Raw genomic sequence first — 23,659 nt, 5'->3', positions numbered from 1 at the left:
GGAACTGCGGAGTTCTTCATTTAGCATGGACCTCACGCGGGACCACCCCGGTCCCGCCGAGACCGACAGGAGCAGCCGCGATGACGCCGCCCACTCCCCCCACCGCTGCGTGCGAGACCGCGCGTCCCGGACGCCGTCGCGACCCGAGCCGCGACGGCGAGATCCTGACCGCCGCCCTCGACGTGCTCGCGGAGACCGGCTACGAGGGCATGACCATCGACATGGTCGCCACCCGCGCCCGAGCGGGGAAGGCGACCGTCTACCGCCGGTGGGACTCCAAGTCCGAGCTCGTCCTCGACGCCCTCTCCTGCCTCAAGGGAGCCGACCTCGCGGAGGAGTCGCTGCCCGACACCGGCTCGCTCCGCGGCGACCTGATCGCACTCATCAAGCCGCACTCGATCGAGGAGGCCGAGCGGAAGCTGCACATCATGTCCGGCGTCGTCGCGATGATCTCCAAGGCCCCCGAGCTCGCGGACGCCGTGCGCAGCGCGATCGTGGAGCCGCGGGCGCGGGCCAACCGCCTCCTGCTGAACCGCGCCGTGGGGCGCGGCGAGATCGCGGCCGGCATCGACGTGGAGCAGCTGGCGCTGATCACGCCCTCGATGGTCGCCTACCGGGTGCTGCTGCTGCGCGAGCCGGTGGACCGCGACTACCTGGTCTCCCTGATCGACACGGTGCTCCTGCCCGCGGCCGGCGTGCGCGCGGGCTCCGACGACGTCCCGCGGGGCTGAACGGACCCCTCGCGGCCCCGGAAGCAGGGTGAGCGGACGCCCGCGGCGCGAGCACACCCCGCGAGCCTCCTAAAATCGGAGGCATGTCGAAAGTGTTGAGCAGTCTGCCCGTGGGCGAGCGTGTCGGAATCGCATTCTCGGGAGGCCTCGACACATCCGTCGCCGTCGCCTGGATGCGCGAGAAGGGCGCGGTGCCCTGCACCTACACCGCCGACATCGGGCAGTACGACGAGCCCGACATCGAGAGCGTCCCCTCGCGCGCCGCGCAGTACGGCGCCGAGATCTCGCGCCTGGTCGACGCGAAGAGCGCTCTGGTGGAGGAGGGACTGGTCGCGCTGCAGTGCGGCGCCTTCCACATCCGCTCGGGCGGCAAGACCTACTTCAACACCACCCCCCTCGGCCGTGCCGTGACCGGCACCCTCCTCGTCCGCGCCATGCGCGAGGACGGCGTCGACATCTGGGGCGACGGCTCGACCTACAAGGGTAACGACATCGAGCGGTTCTACCGCTACGGCCTGCTCGCCAACCCCCGCCTGCGCATCTACAAGCCGTGGCTCGACGTGCAGTTCGTCAACGAGCTCGGCGGCCGCACCGAGATGTCGGAGTGGCTCGTCGCCCGCGGCTTCCCCTACCGCGACGCCACCGAGAAGGCGTACTCGACCGACGCCAACATCTGGGGAGCCACCCACGAGGCGAAGCGCCTCGAGGAGCTCTCCAGCGGTCTTGAGCTCGTCGAGCCCATCATGGGAGTCGCCTCGTGGCGCGACGAGGTCGAGATCGCCTCCGAGGTCGTCTCGGTGCGCTTCGAGGCCGGCCGCCCCGTCGCGCTGAACGGCGTCGAGTTCTCGGACGCGGTCGCCCTCGTGCTCGAGGCGAACGCGATCGGCGGGCGCCACGGGCTCGGCGTCTCGGACCAGATCGAGAACCGGATCATCGAGGCCAAGAGCCGCGGCATCTACGAGGCCCCGGGCATGGCGCTCCTGCACATCGCCTACGAGCGCCTGCTCAACGCGATCCACAACGAGGACACGGTCGCCCAGTACCACTCGGAGGGCCGCCGCCTCGGCCGCCTGATGTACGAGGGCCGGTGGCTCGACCCGCAGTCGCTGATGCTGCGCGAGTCCATCCAGCGCTGGGTCGGCTCGGCCGTGTCGGGCGAGGTCACTCTGCGTCTGCGCCGCGGCGACGACTACACGATCCTCGACACCACGGGCCCCGCGCTGAGCTACCACCCCGACAAGCTCTCGATGGAGCGCGTCGGCGACGCCGCGTTCGGCCCCGAGGACCGCATCGGCCAGCTCACGATGCGCAACCTCGACATCGCCGACTCCCGGTCGCGGCTCGAGCAGTACGCGGCCGCCGGGCTGGTCGGCGGCCCGACCGCCGAGCTCGTCGGCGAGCTCGAGATCGGCGAGGCCGACGCGATCACCGAGGGCGGCGGGTCCGCAGCGGCCGACGCGCTCGGGCGCGCCACCGACCTGGCCTCGGAGGGTGCGGCGTTCGACGCCGGCACCGACTGATCCGCCTGCCCGACGCCCCCGTGCGCCTGTGTCGATCAGGATGCGAAGCGCACGGGGGCGTCGTGCTGTGCCTGTCGACCCGGCGCTCCGAGTGCGAGGAGCGGGCACGGCCCGCGGGCGGTGCCCCGGCGTTCGTGGCGCCGCTGTCAGGGCGCGGAGGACCGCACCAGTGCGAGCGCCGCGTCCACGGTGGCGAGCGACTGCTCCGGATCGACCCGAGCCAGCACGAGTGCGGCCACCAGCAGCGACACGAGGACGTCCGCCTGAGCCGACGCCCACGCCTGCGCGCCCGGCCACCGGGCCAGCGCGCCGGCTCGCAGAGCGCCCAGCAGCTCCGCCCGGTAATGGGCGATCACCTCGCGCACCGCGTCGTCGCGGGCGATCGGCGCGCCCGCGGCGTTGAGCAGCAGGCAGCCGCTCCTGGCGGAGAGCGTGCGGGAGTCGGCGAGCGCCGCCCGCAGCCCGGTGAAGTACTCCTCCAGCGCTGTCGGTGACGCACCGCGCGGAGCGACGAGGGGGGCGAGCCGGGGCCGCACCACCTCGTCGAGGTAGCTCTGCACGGCCGCGTCGAAGAGCCCGCGCTTGCTGCCGAAGGCGTGGTAGAGGCTGGAGCGGCGCAGTCCGGTCGCGGACTCCAGGTCGGGGAGCGACGCCTCCTCGAAGCCGCTCTCCCAGAAGACGGCGCGGGCGGCGCGGACGACCTGCTCGGTGTCGAAGCCCTGCGTGCGACCCACGGCGCTCCTCCTGACGGGTGACGGCTGCGGTGCCGCACTGGCGCGGACCGCTCGCTCCAGTATATTGTGGACTGGTCGTTACACAATCGGTGCGGAGCCCTCCGCACCACCACCCTCGCCTGGAGGCCCGCCGTGATCGTTCTCGGACTGGTGCTCGCCGCTCTCGCTGCGGCGCTGCACGTCTACATCTTCGTGCTCGAGTCGGTCCTCTGGACGACCCCGCGCGCCCGCTCGACGTTCGGCACGACCGCGGGCGAGGCGGAGGCGACGAAGGAGATGGCCTACAACCAGGGCTTCTACAACCTCTTCCTCGCCGTCGTCACCGTGGCGGGCATCGTCGCCGTCGCGACCGGGGCCACCGCCGTCGGCGCGGCCCTCGTGTTCGCCGGCGCCGGATCGACGGTCGCCGCAGCGCTCGTCCTCCTCCTCTCCTCTCCGACCAAGCGCCGCGCCGCGCTGACCCAGATGACCCCGGGTCTGCTCGCGGTGATCGCGCTCGCCGTCGGCCTCGCACTCTGATCGCCTCCGCTCCACCACCACGAAAGGCCCCATGAGCACCGTCACCAGCACCCAGATCCAGCTCGTCCGCCGACCCGACGGCTGGCCCGTCGCCGAGGACTTCCGGACCGCGACCGTCGAGTACGGCGACCCGGCCGCGGGCGAGATCCGCGTCGAGAACGCCTTCCTCTCGGTCGACCCCTACATGCGCGGCCGCATGAACGACGTCAAGAGCTACACCCCGCCCTTCGCCCTCGGCGAGACCATGACCGGAGGCGCCGTCGGCCGCGTGACCGTCTCCGACGACCCCGCGTTCCCCGTCGGCAGCGCGGTCCTGCACCAGCTCGGCTGGCGCGACATCGTGCAGGCCGAGTCGTCGCAGTTCCGCGTCGTCCCCGAGATCCCCGGGGTGCCGCTCTCGCTCCGTCTCGGCATCCTCGGGATGACCGGTCTCACCGCGTACGTCGGGCTCACCGCCATCGCGGGCATGAAGGAGGGCGACACCGTCTTCGTCTCCGGCGCCGCGGGAGCTGTCGGCTCGGCCGCAGGCCAGATCGCACGCCTCCTCGGAGCCGAGCGGGTCGTCGGATCCGCGGGCTCGGCCGAGAAGGTCCGCCTGCTGACGGAGAAGTACGGCTACGACGCCGCCTTCGACTACCACTCCGGCCCGGTCCGCGAGCAGCTGGCCGAGGCCGCGCCCGACGGGATCGACGTGTACTTCGACAACGTCGGCGGCGACCACCTCGAGGCGGCGCTCGACGCCTTCCGCGACGGCGGCCGCGCGGCGCTCTGCGGAGCGATCGCCGGCTACAACAGCACCGAGAAGACGCCGGGTCCCGACAACATGGCGAACATCATCACCCGCGGTCTCACGCTGCGCGGTTTCACGCTGTCCGGCTACCTCGACCACGCGCCGGAGTTCAACCGGCTGATGGCCGGCTGGTTCGCCGACGGGGAGATCGCCTACGACGAGACCGTCGTCGACGGCATCGACCACGCCGTGGACGCGTTCCTCTCGATGATGCGCGGCGGCAACACCGGGAAGATGGTCGTCCGCGTCTAGCGCCGACCCCGGTGCGGCGGGCGCGAGGAGGGGCACCTCCGGACGCCCGCCGCATCCGTCCTCCGCCTCCCTGACCGGGACCTCCGAGAATGCTCGCGGATCCGCGGGGCCGATCGGTCCGGGCGGTGGCAGACTGCGGACATGAGCACGTTCTCGCACCGGACCGGCGCCTCCGCGCTGGCAGTAGCAGCACTCGTCCTCGTCCTCTCCGGCTGCGCGGGCAGCGGCGGAGCCCCGTCGGCGCGGACGCCGCTCCCGACGCCGACCGCGACCGCTTCACCGGCCGCGACCGCTTCGCCGTCGCCGACTCCGACCGTGACGGTGACGGTCACGGCGACCCCCGAGCCCTCGTCGACCGGCTCTCCCGCCGCGGATCCGACGGCAGCGCGCTGCACCGGCTCCGACCTGACGATGGAGTACCAGCCCGACCCCGACGCGTCGGGTGCCGGGAACAGCGCCTTCGACCTCGTGCTCACCAGCACCTCCTCCTCGGACTGCGCTCTCGCGGGGATCCCCGGCGTCTACGCGACCGACGCCGACGGGAACCGGATCAGCGCGGTCGCCGACGCCTCCGGCCCGAACCCCGACGCTCCCGTGATCCTCGCCCCGGGCGCCCGAGCGGACGTCCGGGTCGCCTGGCACTCCCCCGGCGCCTACGGCTGCGCGGTCGGGACCTCCGCGTACCTCGTCGCCGAGGTCCTCGACGCGGAGGACGGCGCGGTCCGCGCTCCCGCCGAGCTCCAGGTGTGCACCGACGGCACCGTGATGATGGACGCCTCCGCCTACACGCTGCTCTGAGCGCGCACCCCTCCCGAGCTGCCCGGTCGCCGGGCGCGACCCCTTGACCGGGCGCGGCCCAGCCGCGACCCTCGCACTACACGTCCCCACCCCACCCCGGAGGTCATCATGAAGGTCGGCTCACTCGCTCTCCGTCTCGCCGTCGGCGGGCTCTTCGTCGGACACGGTCTGCAGAAGCTGCGGGGCTCGTTCGACGGCCCCGGCCTCGACGGCACCGAGCAGATGATGTCGAGCCTGGAGATGCACCCGGCCCGGCGCAATGCCGTCGCCGCAGCGGTGACCGAGACGGCCGGAGGCGCCGCTCTCGCCCTCGGCGCCGCGACTCCGCTCGCCGCCGCCGGACTCATCGCCACGATGGTCACCGCCGTGCGGAAGGTGCACTGGAGCAACGGCCTGTGGAACGCGGGCGGGGGCTGGGAGTACAACGGCGTCCTCGTCGCGGCGGCGGCCGCGATCGTCGCGGACGGTCCCGGTGCGCTCTCGTTCGACGCCCTGATCGGCAAGCGCAAGTGGGGAGCAGGGTGGGCGCTGTTCGCCCTGATCGGCGGAGCGGCTGCGTCGACCGCCCTGATCGAGGCCGGGCGCCGCGCCGCGCCGGTCGGAGCGAGCACCTCCGGGTCGAACGACGACGCGTCGGACGACGACGGCTCCGACTCGAGCGCCTCGTAGCCCCGCTCCGCCGCACGGCGCGGGCGCGGTAGCGTCGGAGGCGTGACCGAGACACGCGCCTCCGACTCCGACCGCTCCGAGACCGATGCGCTCGCCCTCTGGCTCGCGGCGGTCGAGCGCCTCGACGCTCAGGACGACCCGGACGGCGTCGTCGAGCGGATGCGCGTCCTCGCAGCCCGCTACCCGGGACACGACGGAGTCGCCGCCTTCGAGCTGGGCGGCGCGCTCGACAGCGCGGGACACGAGGCGGATGCGGCGGTCGAGTACGAGCGGGCCCTCGCCGCTGGCCTCGACGACGAGCGGCGTGCGCGGCTGACGATCCAGTACGCCTCGACGCTCCGGAACCTCGGACGCACCGACGAGGCGATCGACCTCCTCGCCGGCGCCGCTGCGCACCCCGCTGTGGGCTCCGCGCGGGAGGTGTTCCTCGCGCTCGCCCTGCACAGCGCCGGGCGCGTCGACGAGGCCCTGCGGACTGCTCTGGAGGCGCTGGCTCCAAGGCTCCCCCGGTACCAGCGCTCCGTCCGCGCCTACGCCGCCGCCCTCACCGACCCCGAGCAGTAGCAGGGGCGGCTCCTCCGCCAGAAGGATCGGCCCGGCGAGCGCCGATGCCTCCGAGGCGACGGCGCCGTCTCAACCCTCGAGCAGGATCACGTCGATCTGGCCGATCGCCTGGCGGAGGCCCTCCTCCATGCCCATCTGGACCATCTGCTCGAGCTGCTCGACCGACTCGAAACGGCTGCTGAGGACCATCCGCGTGCGCCCCGGCTCGATCTCGTCGAGGGTGACCGTGGCCCGGGTGACGCCCAGCGCGTCGACCGGGTCGCCCCGCTCGTCGGCGAAGCCGTCCTCGAACTCGAACCGCGTCGGCTCCTCCACCCGGGTCACGCGCCACCAGCCGCGCGCCTGCTCGCCGTCCGGTCCGGTCATGACGTAGGCGCTCCGCCCGCCCTCGACCGGCTCGTGCCGCTCGAACGTCGCCGGCCAGGTCGGCGGCCCCCACCAGCGCTCGAGCCGGCGCGGGTCCGTCCAGAGGAGCCAGACGCGCTCGATCCCCGCGTCGAACTCGGCGGTCACGGTCAGAGTCAGTTCCTCGATGTCCTTCACGGACTGCAGCACGCTCATCGCGCCTCTCCCTCCAGCAGATCCCGCGCACCGGTCGGCTCGCGGGTGTCACTCCTCGTCGAGGAGGTCCGACATGCGGTCGACCCTCCCCGCCCACAGCTGCTCGTAGGCGTCGAGCAGGCGCGACGCCCGCCGCACTGCGGCGACCTCGCCCTGCACCAGCTGCTCCCGCCCGCTCCTCCGCTTGCGGACGAGTGCCGCCCGCTCGAGGACGGCCACATGCTTCTGCACCGCCGCGAACGACATCTCGTAGCGCGCCGCGAGTGCGGAGACGGACTGCTCGCCGACCAGCACCCGGGCGACGATGTCGCGACGGGTGCTGTCGGCCAGCGCCCGGAAGAGCAGGTCGATGTCGGCATCCATTTGTACAACCATGTGGTTGCACATTAGGGCCGGCCCTCCCCCCGGCGCAAGAGCATCCGTCTCCGGGGAGAGCGCACCGGTCCGGCCCCCGGCCTCAGGTGCTCGCGGCGTCGAGGGCCTCCGCAGCGGCGGCGAGCACCCAGTCCGGCAGCGGGCGGGCCGCGAACAGCGAGGCGTAGAGCCGGGCCATCGAGTCGTCGGGGTCGAGCCGCAGCGCCTCATCGAGATGGAGCCCGGCGAGGCTCGAGACTCCCCTCGCCCACCAGCACCAGGCGAGCACGGTCAGCACGGAGGAGCGAGCCTCCTCCGGTGCCAGCGCAGCGGCACGGGCGAGGAGCCCGGTCGCCCGGGCCAGACGGGCGCGCTCCGGAGCGCGCCCGCTACCGAGCAGCAGGACCGACAGCTCGAGGTCCTGATCGTCGTCCGCTCCGGCGCGGGCCTCGCCGACCACGACGGGCGGCACATCGACCCCCGCCTGCGCGCTCCGCGCGATCTGCACGGTCACCCGGTCGCGGAGTGGCGGTAACTGCAGGGTGCGGACGATCAGTCCTTCGCGGCGGACGTCCCGCGGTCCGCTGAGCCAGCGCTCGACGAGCCGCTCCGTGTCGCCGACCAGGGGCGGCCGGCGGAGAACCTCGGCGACGAGCGCGCGGTCGGCCTCGTCGACCGGCGGCAGCACCGAGAGCGCGTCGATGTCCAGAGGCTCGTCGGCCACCGCTCGGGCGAGGACGCCGGTCTCGCTCCGCTCGATCTCGAGGAGCGGACGCGGCCGGCGGCACTCCTCGGCGTCCGTGTAGCGCCCCCATCCGTCGGCGGCGATGCAGGCCACGGCGATGATGTCCAGGCGCGTGCGCTCCAGTCTGCGGAGCACCGCACGGCCGAGGTCGAGATGCGGGATGCCCCGCTCCTCGGCGTAGCCCGCGCGGGTGCAGACCACCACCAGCACACCGGTGGCTCGCGGCATCGTCTCCATCATGGCCGCGCAGCCGCCCGCCAGCGCCTCCGCCTCGATCCCGCGCAGCGTCTCCGGGAGCGGGATCCGGAAGCCACCACCGGCGCGCGTGCCGAGGAACGGCACCACCACGACGGACTCCTCCGGCCGGATGCCGATGATGGAGGGGACGGCCGCCAGGAGGTCCTGGATGGCGCTCGCCCGCAGGACTTCGGGATCGCGACGGCGGAAGGGAGGAGCAGGGGTTCGCTGTGTGGATGTCATGTCGGACACCCTGCTCGCGTGGCCGGGGGCGGAGAATCCCGCAGCCCCGGACCGGGGAGAACCGGAGCGGATCGGCACCTGTGGAGGAGCGCCCGGTGCCGGCGGCTCAGCCGGCCGCGGGAGCCCGCAGCACCTTCGCCATCGGCCGTCCCTTCGCGATCTCGTCGATCAGCTTGTCGAGGTACCGGATGCGCTGCATCAGCGGATCCTCGATCGTCTCCACCCGCACGCCGCAGACCACCCCCGTGATCGCCGAGGCCTGCGGAGGCAGGCGCGCCGCCGCGAAGAGCTCCTCGAAGGTCGTCCTGCTCTCGAGGTGCCGGGTCAGCTCCTCGTCCGAGAAGCCGGTGAGCCAGCGCACCGCCTCGTCGACCTCCTCCTTCGTCCGGCCCTTGCGCTCCACCTTCGCCACGTAGAGGGGGTGCACGTCGGCGAACGCCACGGAGAAGATCCTGCTCATGGCCGGGAAGCGTACCCGCGCGACGCCCGGCGCGGCAGAGGCGCCCGCCCCGCTATCCTCCCCAGTGGCCCTCGCGCCTCCACCCCGCAGCCCACAGAGAGAACCACCGTGAGCCTCCTCCGCACCAAGTCCGTCGAGCAGTCGATCGCCGACACCGATGAGCCCGAGTACAAGCTCAAGAAGTCGCTGACCGCGCTCGACCTCACGGTCTTCGGCGTCGGGGTCGTGATCGGCGCCGGCATCTTCACCCTCACCGGACGCGCCGCCCACGACATCGCCGGACCGGCGATCGTCCTGAGCTTCGTCATCGCCGCCTTCGCCTGCGCCCTCGCAGCCATGTGCTACGCCGAGTTCGCCTCCACGGTCCCGGTGTCGGGCTCCGCCTACACCTTCTCCTACGCCTCCCTGGGCGAGCTCTTCGCCTGGATCATCGGCTGGGACCTGATCCTCGAGCTGTTCCTCGGAGCGAGCGTCGTCGCGCAGGGGTGGAGCGCCTACCTCGGGTCGCTGCTGCAGCAGCTGGGAGTGACGCTCCCACCGGCGCTCACCTACGGCGGCGTGGTCGACGTGCCGGCGATCCTGCTCGTCCTCGTGCTCGGCGCGCTGATGACCTTCGGGATCAAGGAGTCGCTGCGCGTGAACCTGGTGCTCGTCGCGATCAAGCTGTTCATCGTCCTGTTCGTCATCATCGCGGGCCTGCAGTTCGTGAACACCGCCAACTACACGCCGTTCGTCCCCACCGCCGAGCCCTCCCAGTCCGCGTCCGGGCTGACCCAGCCGCTCCTGCAGTTCCTCTCGGGCATCGAGCCGGCCACCTTCGGGGTCGGCGGGATCATCGCCGGCGCCTCCCTGGTGTTCTTCGCCTACATCGGGTTCGACGTCGTCGCGACGACCGCGGAGGAGACGCGCCGCCCCCAGCGCGATCTGCCCATCGGCATCATCGCCTCGCTGATCATCTGCACGGTCCTCTACTGCGCCGTCGCCCTCGTCGTGACCGGCATGGTCCCCTACCGCGAGCTCGACCCGTCCGCCGCGCTCGCCAACGCATTCGCGTACCACGGGCAGACCTGGATGGCGACGGTCATCTCGGCCGGCGCCGTCGCCGGTCTGACCACCGTCGTGCTGACGCTGCTGATCGGAGCGACGCGCATCATCTTCGCGATGGCGCGCGACGGACTCCTCCCCCGGCGCCTGGCCACCGTCCACCCGCGCCTGCGCACGCCGTGGTTCACCTCCGTGGTCGTGACGATCGTCGTCGCCCTGCTCGCCGGGCTCACCCCGATCGGCGTGCTCGAGGAGATGGTCAACATCGGCACGCTCTCGGCGTTCGTGCTGGTCTCGGTCGGAGTCGTGGTGCTGCGCCGCAAGCGGCCCGACCTGAAGCGCGGCTTCCGGGTCCCGCTGAACCCGTGGCTCCCGCTGCTCTCGGCCCTGATCTGCACCTACCTGATGCTCAACCTCTCGATCGAGACCTGGCTGCGCTTCCTGATCTGGCTGGCCGTGGGCTTCGCGATCTACTTCGCCTACTCGCGCAGCCACGCGAAGATCGGGAAGTAGCCCTACGGGGCCAGGCCCACCTTCGGCCTGGCCCACGAGCGTCCGCGCGTGTCCTTGAGGATGTCGTACTCCACCTCGACGTGCGGCTCGATAGCGCTGTACTTGTCGTTCGGGGCGCCGATCACGAGCTGGAAGCCGAGACCTCGCCACGCGCCGATCGCCCGCTTGGTGAAGTGGGCGTCCGCCTTGATCAGCGCCTCGTCCATGAACACCGGGGCGTACCGGGGGCGGTCGGCTCCCGCGTCGCCGAGCTGGTAGCGCAGCGCGGCTCCGACGATGAAGGCGATCAGCTCCTGCGACTCCCCGCCGGACTTCTCGCCGATGTGGTCGTACAGCGCCACGTGCGCTCGGGTGACGGCGTCCACGCGCTCGGCGCTGACTCGGACGTGGTTGCGGACGTCGACGAGGTCCCCGAAATCGGGCGCGGTGCGCCGCAGCCGCTGGATGAGCCGGGACATCCGCCGGTAGACCTGCTCGCGCTCCTCCTCCGTGGACACCGCCTGGATCTGCGCGCGCACCTCGCGGAGCTCCCGTCGGAAGCGGCGGCGCACCTCCGACTGGTTCTCGCGGGTGGTGATCTGCAGGCGGTGGCCGTCGTCGTAGAACGGCAGATCCTGCATGATCACATTGATCGGCTCGATCCGCTCGCGGATCTCGCGGAGCGAGCGGCCGAGCGTGGAGTCGAAGCTCGTGAGGTCGTTGCCGGAGAGAGTGAGCAGGCTGTCGCGCCACTCGGTCTCGAGGCGGTGCAGGCCGCTGGTCTCGAGGGCGTCGAGCAGCCGCTCGAAGTCGCCCGCGGACGCCTCGGGATCCACGAGCAGGTTCGGGTTCGGCCAGCGGTCGAGGAAGCCGGCCATGATCCGGCCGGCGCTCTCCCGCTGCTGCTCGTGCGCCTCGGCCGCGGAGCGGCGGTCCTCCGCCAGTCGCTGTGCCGCCGTGGCCAGCGCGGCGTCGAAGCGGACCAGGACGTCCGAGGCGCTCCCGGACGCCGCGGCCTCGGTCAGGGTGAACCGGGCGTCGAGGAAGGCGCGCTGGTCGTCGTCGAGCTCGCGCCCGGTCCGCTCCGCCGCATCGAGAACCGCCTGACTCGCGTCGACGTCGTCGACCACGACGGCCCACTCGGCCTCGATCCGCTCGCGCTCCACGCCGGCGCGGGCGATCTCCTGGCGGAGGCGCTCGAGGCGGCCGCGGAACCCGTCGATCTGCTCCTGCAGCCCGGCGAGCTCGGGGTTCGCCTCCGCCGCCTCCGCGCCGACCGCCTCCCAGCGCTCCTGCTCGGCGAGCAGCGACTCGACGTCGACCGTCTCCCAGCTCACCAGCGCCAGGCGGGCGTGGCGCGTCATCCGGTCGTCGAGCGCATCGAGGGCCTCCTCCGCCGCCGACGCCGCCGAGACGGCCGCCGCGCTGCGAGCCCGGGCCGCCTCGATCAGGGCTCGCAGCTCGCGGAGCCGACGGGAGTTGGAGAAGCCGAGGACGTTCGCGGCGCCGTGGCCGCCGTGTGCACCGCGCTGCCCCTGCGAGAGCTGACCGGTGAGGGTCAGGGCGAGCCGGTGGCGTCCGAGCTCCGCGGCACTGTCGACGCAGACGTAGCCGAAGCGGTCCTCGAGCCGGTCCTGCAGCCAGCCGGTGAAGGCGGTGGCGCGGTAGTCGAGGCGCCCGGGCAGCGTCTGCGGGTCGAGGCCCCGCACCTCCTCGAGCCCGGTCTCCACGCCCTCGTAGCGGAGCCGGACCGGGATCCGGAGGGAGTCGATGGCGCGGCGGAAGCGGTCCAGGTGAGCGGAGTCGATCATCAGCGTCGTCGCGAAGCCGCCGAGGGCGAGCGTGAAGGCCTCGCGCCAGGGCTCGAACTCGGCGCGGACCTCGACCAGCTCGCCGACGAAGGGCAGGTCGTCGACGGTGAGGCCGGCCGCCTCCGCGAGCCGCTCGCGCGCCTCGTGCAGAGGCCGGGGGATGCTGTCCCGACGGTCCGAGGCCGAGCGCTCCTCCGCCTCGAGCTCGGCGAGCTCGCGCGCCGCGGCCTTCCGCTCGGCGACCGCGTCCGACCAGGCCGCGCGGGTGCTGCGCTTGGCGTCGGCCGCGCCCGCCGCCCGGGCGAGCACCGCCTCGAAGCGCTCGCGGGTGGTCTCCGATTCGCCGAGAGCGCGCAGGTCCTCCTCGAGCCGGGCCCGGTTCTCGCGCGCCGCGCCGAGCCGCCGCTCCACCTCGCGGAGCTCGCGCTGAGCCGTCTCGAGTCGGTCGCCGCCGGAGGCCCGCAGCACCTCGGCGAGACCGTCCCGCTCCGACTCCGCCGCCTCGGCGAGCGCCCGCTTCTCGCGGAGCACGGCGTCGACGGCGCGGGTGCGCTCGCGCAGCTCCGCCTCGACGTCGCGCAGAAGGCCGAGGCGCTGCTCCGCCCGCCACAGGGCCGCGGGCGACACCGGGGCGTCGAACTCCCCGAGCGCGTCGATCAGGCGCACGCGCTCGGCCGAGGCGGCGATGCGCAGGCGCAGGCCCCGCAGCGGCTCGAGCGCCGCGACCTGCTGGCGCGCGGTGAGCATCCGCTGCCGGGTGCTCTCGAGTTCGTCGAAGTGAGCGACGACCGCGTCGGCGGAGGCCAGGGTCTCGGGCTCCTCGAGCACGAGCCGCTTGTAGAGGTCGTCGACGGTGGTGATCTGCTGACCGGCCTGGATGCGGGCGAGCAGGCTCATCGCCTTCGATCCGGCTCCCGCCGCTCCGATGCCGAGCACCGCGTGCAGGCGCGCCGAGAACTCGCGATCGGTGCCGAGCGGGTCCAGGCCGGCCGCGCGCAGCGACGCGTCGGAGAAGCGGTGCGCCGCCGCGCGGTCGAGTGCGGCGAGGTCGACCGGGCCCTCGGCGCTCGCGCGGACGCGCACCGTCTCCTCGAGCACGCGGGATCCGGCCGGGACGTACCAGGCGCGGACCGCGCTGAACCGCGAGCCGTCGTGGTCGACCCAGGTCATCGCGACGGCGGTCCAGGTGTCGACTCCGTCGCCGCGCAGGACGCGCATGGTCGTGCCCTCGTCCGTGCGGGACTCGTCGAGCTTGCCGCGCGCGTAGGAGAGGATGTTGCGCTGGTCCTCGCCGCGCGGACGGCCCGTCACTCCGCCGTTCGAGGCACCGTTGAACGGTGTGGTGTGCGGCATCATCAGGGCGATGTAGGCGTCCATCAGCGTGGACTTGCCGGAGCCCGAGCCGCCGCAGAGCAGCGTGGCGCCGGGCGAGAAGCGGACCCGGTGCGCGCCGTCGTAGCCGCCCCAGTTGACCAGCTGCAGGTCCTCGGCGAGCCACTGCTGACCGCGCGAGGCGGCGGGGATCAGGCCGAAGAGGGTGTCGAGCATCGTCATCGGGGGTCGTCCTCCGGGTCGGGGGTGTCGTCGTCGATCGGCTCGTCGTCCGCGGTGACGGGATCAGGTGCGTCGGCGTCCTCAGGGAGATCGGCGCCCGAGGACAGGTCCGCGTCCTCGCCGACGCCGTCGTCCTCGAGCGCGTCGTCGTCCGCCTGCTCCGGATCGTCCGAGCCGGGCTCCTCGGCGAGCGCCGCTCCGGCGACCACCGAGGACGCGTCCTCGCCTGCCCGCCCGCGCAGCCAGTCGCTCAGCTCCCGCAGCTTCGGCGCGCTCAGCACGATCTCCACGATCGGGCTGATCCGGTACCGCCCCGCGGACTCCTCGTCGACGATGCCGTCGCGGCCGAGCCGCTCCAGTGCCTTGCGGACCATGCGCTGCCGACGCGCGGTGTCGCGCTCGGCGTCGGCGAAGTAGCTGAGCACCGTCTGCTCGACCTCCTCGACGTCCACCCGCGCCGACGGCTCGCCGGCCGCCGACTCCCGCTGATGCACCGTGCGCAGGTGCACCAGCACCAGCGTCTCGGCGCGGGAGTAGGGGAGGTCGCGCAGCAGCACCGGCATCTCGACCTCGTCGGAGCGCACCTGCTGCTTGTAGGCGACCCCGCGCTCGTGGTCGACGATGAGCCGCACGAACAGGTCGTTCAGCCGCGACTCGATCAGCTGACGGTGCTCCTGGAGCACGGCCCACTGCTCGCGATGGCGGTCGGCGAGGAGGAAGCGGCGCTGCAGCACGTGCACGAGCACGCGGCGCACCTCGGTGTCGAGGACGCCGCGGTCGCCGGGGAAGAGCTCGTCGGGGTCGTCCTCCATCGAGACGGGCGCGATGAACGGATCGGCGGCGGGCTCGTCGGTCGCCAGGGTGTCACTCATCGTCGGTCTCCTCCTCGGTGCGGGCGGTCACGGATCCGAAGGCGAAGCGGCGCACGGTCCCGTCGGGTCGGCGAGCACTCACGACGGAGTAGCCCTCGCGGTCGACGAGGCCCGTCCGGTGCGCGATCTCCAGCAGTCCGAGCAGGTCGACGGGCCGTCGCGTGTCCTCCGGAGCCGCACTGAACGCGTCGGCCAGATCGAACTCGTCGCCGAGTTCCGCGACGTAGGCCTCCAGCTCCGCGTACCGGGGACCGCCCCACGCCCGACTGTCGTCGCCGACGAACTCCGCGTCGCCGTCGTCTCCGGCCAGGGGCGCCGGCCCGCCGGCCGGGCGCACGTCGCCCAGGGTCTGCCGCAGGTGGCCGATCCCGGCGACGGGAAGGTGCCGCAGCGGCGCGACCGGCGCGTCCGGGGAGATCCCGCCCGTCCACTCCTGGAGCCCCGCCATCACGTCGCGCAGCAGCTCATCCACCTGGCGGTCGCGAGCCGGATCGTGGGTGCGGACCTGACCGGTGATGACGTGGGAGGCGCGACGCTGCGCCGTCAGGACCTCCTGCACGCCCAGCTCCACCCGGCGGCCGATCGCGGCCAGCTCCGCGCGCTGGGCCGGGTCCATCAGGCGGGAGAACGGCTGCACGAGCACGGTGTGCAGCTGATCGGCGAGCGCATCGATCCGCTCGGGGTCGCCCAGGAGGCGGAGGGCACCGGCGAACGCGCGGCCCTCGCTGGTGGCCTGCATCACGTGCTGCCCGCGCTCGAGGTACTCCCGCAGCACCTCGCCGGTCGGGCGGACGTCGCGGCGCAGGTCCGCGACCACGTCGCGCTGCATCGCCTTGATCGACTCCGCCACCCGCGCGAAGTCGGCCGGCAGCTCGCGGGCGAGGTGCACCACGTTCTCGGCCTCCTCGAGCAGCTGCTCGTCGTCCGCCGGCTCGAGGTCGGCGCCCTCCTCGAGGGCCGCGATCTCGGCGTCCAGGCGCGCTCGCTCCTCGCGGAGCCGCGAGAGCCGGGCCTCCGGGTCGGGCTCGACGTCCGCGGCCAGCCGCTCGACAGCCTCCAGCAGGGTGCGCACCCGCGAGTTCGAGACGCGCGTGCGTCCGCCGCCGGTGCGCCCGGTGATCTCGAGGGCGCTCACGGCGTGGGCGCTCAGCCGGTAGACCTCGGCCTCGCCCTCGATCTGCGGCACGAGCCAGCCGACGCGGACCCAGTAGCGGCACACCTCGCGCGCCGTGCCGCTCGGCAGTGCGCGCTCGCCCTCGTCGTACCCGGCCGCGCGCAGCTCCTCGAGCAGCTCCCCCACCTCGGCGTGCGCGTCAGCGACGGCCACCACCTGCCGGTCGACGGTGAACACGAGCGACAGGGCGGCGACGACGAACGGGGCGTACCGGCCGTGGAGGAGATCCAGGGTCGGCGTCCGGAACGCGCCGAGGGAGCGCAGGTAGGCGGCCTCGGCGCGGGAGTTCGACATCGCCCTCAAGGATAGGCGGCGGGTCGGGCGCCCGAGGACGGCCGCGCCTGGGCCGCAATCCGACCAGCGCCTTCAGGCGCCGTCGGGGCGGAAGCCTTTGTAGAGCGTGAGCGCGAGGGCGGTGCGGTCGCGGAGGCCGAGCTTGCGCAGCAGCGCCGAGACGTGGTTCTTCACGGTGCCCTCGGCGAGCACGAGGGCGGCCGCGATCTCCCTGTTGGTCCGCCCTTCGGCCACCAGCTCGGCGACCACCCGCTCGCTCCGCGTGAGCAGCGTCAGCGGGCTCTCGCCGGTGCGACCCGGCTGGACGGCCGGCCGGGTGACGCGCGGATCGATCACCATCCCGCCGGCGATCACCGCGTCGAGGGCCACGACGAGACCCTCCACCGAGGTGTCCTTCAGGAGGAATCCGGAAGCGCCGGCCGAGAGGGCCGCCTGCACGAGCGCGTCGTCGTCGAAGGTCGTCAGAAGGAGGACGGGCAGACGCGGATGGAGCTGCGCACACTCGGCGGCGAGCTCCACGCCGCCCATGACCGGCATCCGCGCGTCGGTGACGACGACGTCCACCTCCGTCGTGCGCAGAATGTGCAGAGCAGCCTGTCCGTTCTCGGCCTGGGCCGAGACCACGACACCCTCGACCGTCGAGAGGAGCATGACCAGCCCACGGCGGATCATCTGCTGGTCCTCCACCAGCAGCACTCGCCTCGGTGTCGTCTCAGTCACGAGGCGCGGCTCTCCCGTTCCCCGTCGGCGCCTCCGAGAGGGATCGAGAGGCGCAGGAGGAACCGGTCGCCGATGCGCCGCGCCGTCAACCGACCTCCGCGAGCCGTCGCGCGATCGTCGAGGCCGCGCAGCCCGAACCCCAGCACAGGCTCGGCGTCGCTGATCCCGTTGCTCCTTCCCGCGCCGATGTCGCTGAGCAGCGAGAGCTCGAGCCGGACGTCGTCCGTCTCGATATCGATGCGGACTCTGCGGGCAGCGCCGTGCCGCAGAGCGTTCGTCAGCCCTTCCTGCACGCCTCGGTAGACGACGAGCGCGGTCTCATCGTCGCTGGTGAGCACACGGTCCGACGCCTCGTCGCCGACCACATCGACGGTCACGCCCGTGCCGCGGAAGGACTCCGCGATCAACTCCAGCGCAGCCAGGCCGCGGGCGCCCGCGTCCCGGAAGGGACTGAGCGCTCGTACCCACATCCGCATGTCCGCGAGAGCCTCGCTCGACGTGGATCGGGCGGTGCGGACCTCAGCCCACGCCTGCTCGGCATCGGCGGAGCGCAGGCGATCAGCGAGCTCGAGACTCATCGAGACGAGGGTCAGCTTGTACCCGAGGCCGTCGTGGAGCTCGCGTGCGCTCCGGGCGCGCTCGTCCGACAGCAGCAGCTCCTTCTCCGTCTCGGAGGCGCGATGCAACCGCCTGATCACACGCTGGTCGGCGGATCGCTCGCTCTCGAAGCCGCGAAGAGAGAGTCCCAGGGCGATCCCGAAGCACATCAGCACGGCCACGGGCACCACGTTGAGCAGACCGTCGAGCACTCCGGAGAGCAGCGCCCTCCCCGAGCCGGCGGCGCCCCCGACATGGAGGGCCAGTCCGACGGAGGCGATCCAGATCATCGCGTGCGCCCCTGCACGGAGCGAGACGTCGACCACCGCGAACGCCACGACGAGGAGGAGGACCGGGATCGTGAAATCGAGCCGGCCGAAGACGACGACCGGCGTCGCCGCGACGATGGACACCGTCGTCACGGCGACCCCGTGTCCCGCTCGGATCAGTCGGGGCCGGACGGCCCAGAGCCCGGCGATCACAGGCACCAGCGCGAGCCATGTGACCGCGACCGCTGCACCCGTGCCTCTCTGCGCGGAGTCCACGACGCCCAGGATCCCTGCCAGGACGAGGCAGCACAGGGCGATCGCCTGAAGTGCGATGACGGTCCTGTCCACGGTGCTCGACAGGGACGGCGCGACCGCGACCCGCTCGTGTCCTGCCGCTGACGGCGCGGAGACCTCCGCCGCCGTCTCCGGAGTTGAGCCCATGTCGACAACTGTAGCTCCGACTCCGGGATGCCGACCCGTGACCGCAGTCACGCCCTCACCGTGACTCCGGTCATCCTCATCCGTGACTTCGGCGGGAGGTGGTCGACTGCGGACCTTCCTAGCCTCGAAGTCAGCGCCGGGAGCCGCATGCCGCACCGCGAGACAAGTCGGACAGGAAAGGGAAGCGATGCCGCTCGACCTCGAATATCTCCGGTACTGCCGCCCGGGCAACCCGTTCTACGCGATCGCCGAGGAGGGGGACGACATCGATGGCGACGCCTTCGACGTCGCGTCCTTCGCTCCGGAGGACTGGCAGGTGAGGGAGTCGCGGCCCTGGCGGAACTGGATGCCGGACGGTTGCCTCCTCCCTCGTCAGGGATGGAAGCTCCACCTCTCGTCGACACTCGATGACGCGGAGAAGGTCCTCGCCGCTGCTGCACGCTACTGCTTCGCCTCCCGACTGCCTTTCAAGCATCTCTCGACCACCTCTCACCTTCTGATGCAGAACGGCAAGTACGCCGATCGAGCGGGAGCTGGGAAGTTCATCACCGTGTATCCCGGTTCGGACGACGAGTTCGCCCGAGCGCTGGAGGACCTCGACGTCCGTCTTCGCGGGTTCAGAGGCCCGTACGTACTGTCCGACCGGCGGTGGAAGTCCGGGCCTGTGCACTTCCGTTACGGCGCCTTCGTCCCGTCCGAGACGGAGAGCGGCTTCGTCTCGACGGTGCTCGACCCGGACGGGAACGAGGTGGAGGACGTCCGGCGGCCGACGTTCACACCTCCCCCGTGGGCTTCACTACCGGAGTCCGTCACTGTCGGGGCGGAGGACGAGGAAGAGGTCGCCTTCGGCTTCACGATGCTCTCAGCGCTGCACTTCTCGAACGGTGGTGGTGTCTATCTCGCTGAAGCGACGACCGACGAATTCGTGCCGATCGGGACGATCGTGGTCCTCAAGGAGGCGCGCCCGCACGCCGGGTTGGACGCCGACGGAGTCGACGCCGTGACTCGCCTGGCTCATGAGGAGGAGGTGCTCGTCGATCTGCAGTCCCTGGACTGCGTACCCGTCTTCTACGGATCCTTCACGGCCTGGGAGCACCGATACCTGGTCATGGAGCACATCGAGGGGAACGATCTGAAGCGCGAATGGATGACGAGGACTCCGCTGCTCCGACCAGCACCGTGGCGCGTCGGTGACCCTGCATACACCTCCTGGCTGACCACGACCGTCGCTCGCCTCGACGCCGCTCTCGCCTCCGTGCACCGCGCAGGATGGCTGCTCGGCGACATCCACCCGAAGAACGTCATCATGCGGAACGGCACGCACCCGTGCTTCCTCGACTTCGAGTTCGCGCATCGAATGGATCCGGAGTGGCGTTGTCGCCAGGGAGCGCCCGGCTACGAGCCCCTGGAAGGCCTGAAGGGGACGGAAGCGGACGAGTGGTCGCTCGGCATCCTCGAACTCGATCTCCTCTTCCCCCAAGCGACGATCGCCGACCAGGGCAACGTCGCGAAGATCGAGCAGCTCCTCCGAGCAGCCGCAGACGATCTCGCGGTTCCGCCCGCCGTGCTGCGGTCGATCAGGACCTCCACCCTCGACGTACTCCCCGCCTCCGGTCAGAGGTCGATCGACGAAGACGTCGGTCGACTCGCCGCCCTCTCGGACGACCAGCTGCGCGGCCAGATCGCCCGCGGTGTCGCATCGGTGCTTCAGTGGACGGACGACTCGCCGGTCGTTCCCGGAGACATCCCTGTCCTCGCCCGCGACAGCGCGGACCACCGTGCCGGATTCCCCTACGGCGCGGCCGGAGTCGTCGCTGTCTTAGGACGATCCGGAGATGTCGACCTCGAGGCCGCCGATCACTGGCTCGCCGCTCGCGTGGCCCAGGTGCGGTCGCGTGGTCTCTGCGGAAGCGAGGGAATTCGCTACGCGGCTCGCCAGGCAGGACTCGCGCGCACACTCGAGGTCCTCGACCGCAGGCCCTCGGCCGCCCCTTCAGGTCCGACGCTGTGGTCGGGGTGGGCCGGTGCAGGGCTCGCCGAGCTCGCAGACGGAGGGGACCCGTCGGAGGCGGCCCACCATCTCACCACGCTGCTCGATGAGGACGTCCGAGGAGCCTCCGTCGGCCTCCTGCACGGATGGTCTGCGGCCGCGATCCTGTTCGCCCGACTCCACGAAGCCACTGGCGACGACTTGTACATCACGCTCGCGATACGAGCCGTCGACGCCGATCTGGCGCGCTGTGCGATCACCCGGAACAACACTCTCGAGTTCGATGAGGGATGGAGGACTCTTCCTTACCTGGGGATCGGCTCGACCGGGCCCGGCCTGGCGATCCTGGAGCTGCGGCGGGTCACGGGCGAGGAGCTCTTCGCCGATCCCCTCGCGTCCATCGACGCCGCCGCGACCTACCAGCAGTGCGCGCAGGCCTCACTCGCCCACGGTCTGTCCGGATTCCTCGTCTACCTCCGCCGCCGCGTACTGCACCGCCCGAGCGCGGAACTCGAGGAGGTCCTCCGCTCGCACGTCCGGTCGCTGCGCCTGCACGCCGTGCTCGACGACACCGGCGTCTTCTTCCGCGGCAACCAGAACCTCCGACTCTCGTCGGACTACCTGACCGGCTCGCTCGGAGTGCTCGCAGCGCTCGACGAGCTCGAGACCGGACGCTCCGCCCTGCCGTTCGGACTCTGACCGAGTCGGCCCGAGACGAGGAGAGGAGGTGATCACATGAACCGGATCCTCGATTTCCAGACCCTCGAAGGTGAGGCCGACGCGCACGACGCCGCGCGCGTCAGCACCTTCAGCGTCATCTCGCCGTGCCCGGGCTGGCCCAGCTCGATCACGTGGGGCAACTGCTGATAGTCGCTACCGGGCGCCCGCGATCCAGCATGACGTGGATCGCGGGCGTCTCACGAGTAAGACGTCCCCACCTTCGTCGAGGAGAACCGCTCATGATCCCCACCCTCCAGGCTCGAGCCGTCGAGCAGGTCATCACCGTAGGCCGGCAGCGGACGACCGTCCTGCGGGGCTGCGACATCGATCTGGAAGGGGGCGGGCTCACCGCTGTCGTCGGACGCTCCGGCTCCGGCAAGTCCTCTCTCCTGATGTGCCTCAGCGGACTGGACCGGCCGACGTCCGGCGTCGTCGAGGTCAACGGCCGGGACGTGAACAGGCTGTCAGCGGCCGATCGCGCTCGCATGCTCCGCGCCCAGATCGGGTTCGTGTTCCAGCAGTACAACCTCGTGCCCTTCCTCGATGTCGAGGAGAACATCGCGCTCCCCTTCAGGCTCGACCGATCACCCGTGCCGAACGACCTGATCGGTGGACTCGTGGAATCGTTCGGCCTGCGCGACCGGCGCCGTGCGCCGGCGCGAACGCTCTCGGGAGGTGAGCAGCAGAGGACCGCTCTCTGCCGCGCCCTTGCACGGCGGCCCGGCATCGTCTTCGCCGACGAGCCGACCGGCGCCCTCGACTCGCAGAGCTCGCGGGTCGTCCTGTCGACTCTGAGGACGATGGCGGACGAGGGCCAGATGATCGTGATGGTCACGCACGATCTCGACGCCGCAGCCCTCGCGGACACGGTCGTGGTGATGCACGATGGTCGGACCGTGCGGACGACGGGGCGCTGCACCAGCCATGAGCTGCTGAGCATCCTCGAAGAGGCCGGGGCCTGACTCGTGTCCCGTTACGTCGTACGCCTGTTCGCCGACGAGTGGCGCCGATGGTCTCCCGCGATCGCTGTGGTCGCCCTGATGGCGACGCTGATCGGGTTGTGCGTTCAGCAGTTCGCCTGGACCGGCGACCCCGCATTCACCGCCGCTGTCACGGTGGCCGGCGTCGCGCTCGGGGAGTTCCGGATCCTCTCGATCACGATCTACACCGTCGTGGCGCTCGTCGGCTGGGTCGCCCTGACGATCGTCGGCCGAGCGAGCGTTCTGGCCACAGGACGCACGCACGCGCTCTGGCTCCTGCTGGGCGCCTCCCGAGCCCAGGTGTTCGTCGTCACTCTCCTCGTGCTCGGCATCGTGAGTCTCCTCGGCGCCGGCATCGGAGCGCTCCTCTCGACACTGCTGGCGTTCTGGGCGGTTCCCGCATTCAACGGTGCCGTCTCGTCCGAGGTCGATCTTCCGAGCTTCTCGCTCGCGCCCTGGGCTCCGGTGGTCACGCTGGCGCTCGGCACGCTCACCGCTCTGGCGGGCGGAGTCCTGCCCGCGCGCCGCGCGGCCCGCACGCCGCCGAGCGCCGCGCTGCGTGAAGTCGGGAGCGGTCGACCGGGTACGGCGATGCGCGCGGTGCGGATCGGCTGCGGCATCGCCCTCCTCCTCATCGCCTCCGGCCTTGTCACGGCATCCGCCTCTGCTCGAGAACTCGGAGCGACCGGACCGGCGCCGATGTTCAACCTGGCCGTCGACGCAGGAGGCAGCGTCCTCGTGGCCGTCTACCTCCTCTGCCCGGAGGTGATCGCGCTCGTCTTCCGGGCTCTGCACGCGCTCTCCGCCCGATCGGGTCTCGTCGTCGCGGCTCTCGGAATCCGGGCGGCAGCAGCCCGGGTGCAGGTCAGCACCGCCACGATCGCGCCGCTCACGGCAGGGCTGGGGGCGATCGCCGTGCTCCTGTGCGCGGTGGAGTCCGTCGTCGCCATGACGACGGCGGTCCGGCCCGGGACCCGCGCCGATCTCACCGATGTTCTGACGATCGTCGCAGTCGTAGCCGTGTCGATGCTCGCCACCAGCGCCGCTGTCGTCGCTCTCTCTGCGCAGAACCGCGAGCGCGAGATCGCCCTGCTCCAGGCAGCGGGCCTGCAGCGCCGACAGATCATCGGGCTCGTCGTCTCCGAGAGCCTCGCGATGTCCCTCGCCGCTTCCACAGCAGCTGCCGCACCCGTCGCCGCCACCGGCGCGGTCTGCTGGCTCGTCAGTCGCGCAGCACTCGGCGAAGGGGTAGTGATCTGGCCGGTCCCGAGCGTCGTTCTCGGCCTCATCGGCTCGTGGATCGTGCTCTCGCTGATCCTCCTGATTCCCGCGCAGGCTCGGCTTAGCAGTCCCCCTGGACCGAGGTTGCGTGAGCAGGGTGTCTGACGTGATCACGGGTCGCGACGCACTGCCGCGTCGGGTTCCTGCGATCGCCGGACGGCTGCGACATCTCGCAGCTCTGCAGCCGTCGAGCGCAGCCGCGGAGCCGACAGGCCCCCGGCAGGTGCGCCTCCGGGATCCCGA

Annotated in this window: 22 protein-coding genes; 12 read left to right on the top strand and 10 right to left on the bottom strand. The window is 71.9% G+C overall.

The window, feature by feature from the left end; genetic code table 11:
• Positions 1–80: 80 nt before the first annotated feature.
• Positions 81–731, top strand: a complete 651-nt coding sequence (locus GSU45_RS06660) for a TetR/AcrR family transcriptional regulator (RefSeq protein WP_159913716.1) — start codon at positions 81–83, stop codon at positions 729–731.
• An 83-nt stretch (positions 732–814) separates the two neighbouring features.
• Entirely contained in the window at positions 815–2,251 is a 1,437-nt protein-coding gene (gene argG, locus GSU45_RS06655) for an argininosuccinate synthase (RefSeq protein WP_104222545.1), read from the top strand.
• A gap of 146 nt (positions 2,252–2,397) precedes the next feature.
• Here argG and GSU45_RS06650 read toward each other — a convergent pair whose 3' ends face one another.
• A complete protein-coding gene (locus tag GSU45_RS06650) occupies positions 2,398–2,985 on the bottom strand; it encodes a TetR/AcrR family transcriptional regulator (protein ID WP_159913714.1) in 588 nt (195 codons plus the stop codon).
• A gap of 132 nt (positions 2,986–3,117) precedes the next feature.
• Here GSU45_RS06650 and GSU45_RS06645 point away from each other — a divergent pair, with 132 nt between their 5' ends.
• From GSU45_RS06645 to GSU45_RS06625, 5 genes are all read left to right on the top strand, one after another.
• Positions 3,118–3,504 (top strand): DUF1304 domain-containing protein, encoded by a 387-nt coding sequence (locus GSU45_RS06645; protein ID WP_159913712.1) that lies wholly within the window; start codon positions 3,118–3,120, stop codon positions 3,502–3,504.
• Positions 3,505–3,535: 31 nt separating this feature from the next.
• Positions 3,536–4,546 (top strand): NADP-dependent oxidoreductase, encoded by a 1,011-nt coding sequence (locus GSU45_RS06640; RefSeq protein WP_159913710.1) that lies wholly within the window; start codon positions 3,536–3,538, stop codon positions 4,544–4,546.
• Between the two features lie 141 nt (positions 4,547–4,687).
• Positions 4,688–5,344 (top strand): DUF4232 domain-containing protein, encoded by a 657-nt coding sequence (locus GSU45_RS06635; protein WP_159913708.1) that lies wholly within the window; start codon positions 4,688–4,690, stop codon positions 5,342–5,344.
• Between the two features lie 108 nt (positions 5,345–5,452).
• Positions 5,453–6,013: a DoxX family membrane protein gene (locus tag GSU45_RS06630; protein ID WP_159913706.1), complete on the top strand. Its 561-nt coding sequence runs from the start codon at positions 5,453–5,455 to the stop codon at positions 6,011–6,013.
• Between the two features lie 42 nt (positions 6,014–6,055).
• The gene (locus tag GSU45_RS06625; RefSeq protein WP_244248246.1) at positions 6,056–6,577 is read left to right on the top strand and encodes a tetratricopeptide repeat protein; all 522 of its coding nucleotides are present in this window, start codon (positions 6,056–6,058) and stop codon (positions 6,575–6,577) included.
• Positions 6,578–6,646: 69 nt separating this feature from the next.
• On the opposite strand, the gene GSU45_RS06620 is transcribed toward GSU45_RS06625, so the two are convergent.
• The 4 genes from GSU45_RS06620 to GSU45_RS06605 all read right to left on the bottom strand — a co-directional run bounded on the left by GSU45_RS06620 (position 6,647) and on the right by GSU45_RS06605 (position 9,177).
• Positions 6,647–7,138 carry an SRPBCC domain-containing protein gene (locus GSU45_RS06620; protein ID WP_159913704.1) on the bottom strand — a complete coding sequence of 164 codons (492 nt, stop codon included), beginning with the start codon at positions 7,136–7,138 and terminating at the stop codon, positions 6,647–6,649.
• A gap of 48 nt (positions 7,139–7,186) precedes the next feature.
• Entirely contained in the window at positions 7,187–7,513 is a 327-nt protein-coding gene (locus GSU45_RS06615) for a helix-turn-helix domain-containing protein (RefSeq protein WP_159913702.1), read from the bottom strand.
• A gap of 82 nt (positions 7,514–7,595) precedes the next feature.
• Positions 7,596–8,717 carry a DUF4192 family protein gene (locus GSU45_RS06610; protein WP_159913700.1) on the bottom strand — a complete coding sequence of 374 codons (1,122 nt, stop codon included), beginning with the start codon at positions 8,715–8,717 and terminating at the stop codon, positions 7,596–7,598.
• 106 nt (positions 8,718–8,823) lie between these two features.
• Positions 8,824–9,177, bottom strand: coding sequence for a DUF2200 domain-containing protein (locus tag GSU45_RS06605; protein ID WP_159913698.1), 354 nt, complete (start codon positions 9,175–9,177; stop codon positions 8,824–8,826).
• Between the two features lie 108 nt (positions 9,178–9,285).
• Between GSU45_RS06605 and GSU45_RS06600 the strand changes: the two genes are divergently transcribed.
• The gene (locus tag GSU45_RS06600) at positions 9,286–10,734 is read left to right on the top strand and encodes an amino acid permease (protein WP_159913696.1); all 1,449 of its coding nucleotides are present in this window, start codon (positions 9,286–9,288) and stop codon (positions 10,732–10,734) included.
• Between the two features lie 2 nt (positions 10,735–10,736).
• Here the strand turns inward: GSU45_RS06600 and GSU45_RS06595 are convergent, their stop codons facing one another.
• The 5 genes from GSU45_RS06595 to GSU45_RS06575 form a co-directional block, all read right to left on the bottom strand.
• A complete protein-coding gene (locus GSU45_RS06595; protein ID WP_159913694.1) occupies positions 10,737–14,078 on the bottom strand; it encodes an ATP-binding protein in 3,342 nt (1,113 codons plus the stop codon).
• Positions 14,075–14,950 (bottom strand): DUF4194 domain-containing protein, encoded by an 876-nt coding sequence (locus tag GSU45_RS06590; protein ID WP_159913692.1) that lies wholly within the window; start codon positions 14,948–14,950, stop codon positions 14,075–14,077. Before GSU45_RS06590 ends, GSU45_RS06595 begins: the two co-directional genes overlap by 4 nt.
• Positions 14,943–16,418 carry a DUF3375 domain-containing protein gene (locus tag GSU45_RS06585; protein WP_159913690.1) on the bottom strand — a complete coding sequence of 492 codons (1,476 nt, stop codon included), beginning with the start codon at positions 16,416–16,418 and terminating at the stop codon, positions 14,943–14,945. The genes GSU45_RS06590 and GSU45_RS06585 overlap by 8 nt, the downstream gene beginning before the upstream one ends.
• 72 nt (positions 16,419–16,490) lie before the next feature.
• Entirely contained in the window at positions 16,491–17,138 is a 648-nt protein-coding gene (locus tag GSU45_RS06580) for a response regulator transcription factor (RefSeq protein WP_244248245.1), read from the bottom strand.
• Positions 17,135–18,496, bottom strand: a complete 1,362-nt coding sequence (locus tag GSU45_RS06575) for a histidine kinase (protein WP_159913688.1) — start codon at positions 18,494–18,496, stop codon at positions 17,135–17,137. The genes GSU45_RS06580 and GSU45_RS06575 overlap by 4 nt, the downstream gene beginning before the upstream one ends.
• A 136-nt stretch (positions 18,497–18,632) precedes the next feature.
• Between GSU45_RS06575 and lanKC the strand changes: the two genes are divergently transcribed.
• The 4 genes from lanKC (at position 18,633) to GSU45_RS06560 (ending at position 23,521) form a co-directional block, all read left to right on the top strand.
• Positions 18,633–21,134, top strand: a complete 2,502-nt coding sequence (gene lanKC / locus GSU45_RS06570) for a class III lanthionine synthetase LanKC (RefSeq protein ID WP_159913686.1) — start codon at positions 18,633–18,635, stop codon at positions 21,132–21,134.
• A 36-nt stretch (positions 21,135–21,170) separates the two neighbouring features.
• Positions 21,171–21,302 (top strand): hypothetical protein, encoded by a 132-nt coding sequence (locus tag GSU45_RS17370; protein ID WP_258059251.1) that lies wholly within the window; start codon positions 21,171–21,173, stop codon positions 21,300–21,302.
• Positions 21,303–21,394: 92 nt separating this feature from the next.
• Positions 21,395–22,117, top strand: coding sequence for an ABC transporter ATP-binding protein (locus GSU45_RS06565; RefSeq protein ID WP_159913684.1), 723 nt, complete (start codon positions 21,395–21,397; stop codon positions 22,115–22,117).
• Positions 22,118–22,120: 3 nt separating this feature from the next.
• Positions 22,121–23,521 (top strand): FtsX-like permease family protein, encoded by a 1,401-nt coding sequence (locus GSU45_RS06560; RefSeq protein WP_159913682.1) that lies wholly within the window; start codon positions 22,121–22,123, stop codon positions 23,519–23,521.
• Positions 23,522–23,659: the final 138 nt, after the last annotated feature.

Origin of the sequence: Rathayibacter sp. VKM Ac-2801, from assembly GCF_009834245.1 — a bacterium.
In the GTDB taxonomy this organism is placed as follows: Bacteria; Actinomycetota; Actinomycetes; order Actinomycetales; family Microbacteriaceae; genus Rathayibacter.
The sequence above is the reverse complement of the archived record's forward strand: the minus strand, read 5'-3'. Positions and strand labels throughout refer to the sequence as shown.

What these genes read in the sequence shown, in the direction of transcription:
- GSU45_RS06640 (WP_159913710.1), top strand. Translation starts at nt 3,536, where the DNA reads ATGAGCACCGTCACCAGCACCCAGATCCAGCTCGTCCGCCGACCCGAC.
- GSU45_RS06630 (WP_159913706.1), top strand. Translation starts at nt 5,453, where the DNA reads ATGAAGGTCGGCTCACTCGCTCTCCGTCTCGCCGTCGGCGGGCTCTTC.
- GSU45_RS06565 (WP_159913684.1), top strand. Translation starts at nt 21,395, where the DNA reads ATGATCCCCACCCTCCAGGCTCGAGCCGTCGAGCAGGTCATCACCGTA.
- GSU45_RS06585 (WP_159913690.1), bottom strand. Translation starts at nt 16,418, where the DNA reads ATGTCGAACTCCCGCGCCGAGGCCGCCTACCTGCGCTCCCTCGGCGCG.
- GSU45_RS06605 (WP_159913698.1), bottom strand. Translation starts at nt 9,177, where the DNA reads ATGAGCAGGATCTTCTCCGTGGCGTTCGCCGACGTGCACCCCCTCTAC.
- GSU45_RS06610 (WP_159913700.1), bottom strand. Translation starts at nt 8,717, where the DNA reads ATGACATCCACACAGCGAACCCCTGCTCCTCCCTTCCGCCGTCGCGAT.
- lanKC (WP_159913686.1), top strand. Translation starts at nt 18,633, where the DNA reads ATGCCGCTCGACCTCGAATATCTCCGGTACTGCCGCCCGGGCAACCCG.
- GSU45_RS17370 (WP_258059251.1), top strand. Translation starts at nt 21,171, where the DNA reads ATGAACCGGATCCTCGATTTCCAGACCCTCGAAGGTGAGGCCGACGCG.
- GSU45_RS06660 (WP_159913716.1), top strand. Translation starts at nt 81, where the DNA reads ATGACGCCGCCCACTCCCCCCACCGCTGCGTGCGAGACCGCGCGTCCC.
- GSU45_RS06635 (WP_159913708.1), top strand. Translation starts at nt 4,688, where the DNA reads ATGAGCACGTTCTCGCACCGGACCGGCGCCTCCGCGCTGGCAGTAGCA.
- argG (WP_104222545.1), top strand. Translation starts at nt 815, where the DNA reads ATGTCGAAAGTGTTGAGCAGTCTGCCCGTGGGCGAGCGTGTCGGAATC.
- GSU45_RS06620 (WP_159913704.1), bottom strand. Translation starts at nt 7,138, where the DNA reads ATGAGCGTGCTGCAGTCCGTGAAGGACATCGAGGAACTGACTCTGACC.
- GSU45_RS06615 (WP_159913702.1), bottom strand. Translation starts at nt 7,513, where the DNA reads ATGGTTGTACAAATGGATGCCGACATCGACCTGCTCTTCCGGGCGCTG.
- GSU45_RS06595 (WP_159913694.1), bottom strand. Translation starts at nt 14,078, where the DNA reads ATGACGATGCTCGACACCCTCTTCGGCCTGATCCCCGCCGCCTCGCGC.
- GSU45_RS06590 (WP_159913692.1), bottom strand. Translation starts at nt 14,950, where the DNA reads ATGAGTGACACCCTGGCGACCGACGAGCCCGCCGCCGATCCGTTCATC.